The 1660-nt window shown below is 47.3% G+C and carries 1 protein-coding gene; it reads left to right on the forward strand.

The window, feature by feature from the left end; translation table 11 throughout:
- Nucleotides 1-308 precede the first annotated feature (308 nt).
- Nucleotides 309-1571 (forward strand): IS110 family RNA-guided transposase, encoded by a 1263-nt coding sequence (locus tag BLR50_RS14205; protein ID WP_092643815.1) that lies wholly within the window; start codon nt 309-311, stop codon nt 1569-1571.
- The last annotated feature ends 89 nt before the right edge of the window (nt 1572-1660 follow it).

Here is a 1660-nt window from a genome sequence, read left to right on the forward strand (position 1 = left end):
CATATAAAAGACCATTCCTTTCTGCGAAAGGCACCAACAAGACATGAAACGGAGTTGGTGCAACTCGCAGTCAAAATAAAACTCTGCTATACTTACCTCCGAGAGACGGTATACTACAGAGCACGTGGAGGTGAGTGGTGAAGCGGTTTGCCGCTATCTCGCATATAAATAAGTCGCCGGACGTTCGTTCAAGCACCAACAAGTAGGTTTTTTGAACCTGTAAACTAATCTTTGTAAAGACATTACTCGTTTTTAGCAGAACGTTCAGTCAATGCCGTTCCTCAAATCAAATTGAAAAGAGGAACTCAATGGCAAAAACAGTAGAAATCGTTTACCCTGTTTGCTGCGGCATGGACGTACATAAATCTTTTCTCGTTGCCTGCGTTGCCGTAACGGACGAGCACAGTCACACCGAACACCACATCAGAAGATTCTCAACATTCACAGGAGATTTGCGGAGACTCTGCGACTGGCTCACGTCTTACAACTGCCGTGACGTGTGTATGGAATCGTCCGGAAAATATTGGATTCCGGTTTTCAATGTCCTTGAAAAAACGTGTAACGTCTGTCTGACGCACCCCAAGTACGTCAAGGCCATTAAGGGCAAAAAAACCGACAAGAAAGACGCCAAATGGATTTCTGAATTGTTCAAATGCGACCTGGTACGTTCCAGCTTTATTCCTCCGCCGGATATTCGCCAGCTCCGTGACTTGTGCCGCTACTACGTTAAGCTGACTGGCTTTGTCTCCGGTGAAAAAAACCGTGCCCAAAACTGCCTGACAATGTGCAACTTCAAGTTGGACGATGTGTTCACCGATGTTTTTGGCAAGAGCGCAACCCGTGTGCTTGACGCGCTGCTCGAATATGGCAATGGTGCCTTTGAACTGGATGGATTGATTAGTGCCAAGTGTAAATCGTCCCCAGAAAAAATTCGCGCGGCTCTTGATGGCGAACTTGATCCCATGCAAGCAGAAAAGCTCTCTGTGATTCGGCGGCATATGGATTGCATTCGTGACTTACAAGTCTCGCTTGAAAAACTGATTTACGAACTTGCGGGGAAATATCAGCCCCAAATTGATTTGCTTATGACCGTTCCGGGTATCAGCACCCAGCTGACCGCTATCCGAATCCTTGCGGAAATCGGCGCTGATATGTCCGTGTTTGAAACAGCGAAGCAACTCGCGTCGTGGGCGGGACTTACCCCTCAGAATCAGGAAAGTGCGGGCAAGAAGAAAACCACTCGTATTGGTCGCGCGGGAGCGTATCTCAAACCGCTCCTTGTTCAAATCGCGCTAAACTGTGGAAAGTCACTCAAGTGTCCCGAACTCAAGAACAAGTATCTCGAGCTTAAAAAACGTCGCGGAGGAAAGAAAGCCGTTATTGCGATTGCAAGAAAACTCCTGACTGCTATTTGGCACATTCTCAGCAAGAATGAGGTCTACAGCGCCAAGCTCTACAGAAAGGCCGATAAGCCGCCTGCCGCTCGCGAACTGACCATGACTCAGGCTATTACATTCCTGCGCAGCAAAGGTTTCTTGATATTAGACGAGGAAAGCGGCGAGGTCCTGTAGCTGTTCAATCTGTTTTTTTGACCATTCTCGAATGGTCTGATTTGTTATGCCCTTTTGAGAGTGGCTTGCTTGTGATTTGTTTCAAACTA

It is taken from the genome of Acetanaerobacterium elongatum (genome assembly GCF_900103835.1).
In the GTDB taxonomy this organism is placed as follows: domain Bacteria; phylum Bacillota; class Clostridia; order Oscillospirales; family Ruminococcaceae; genus Acetanaerobacterium; species Acetanaerobacterium elongatum.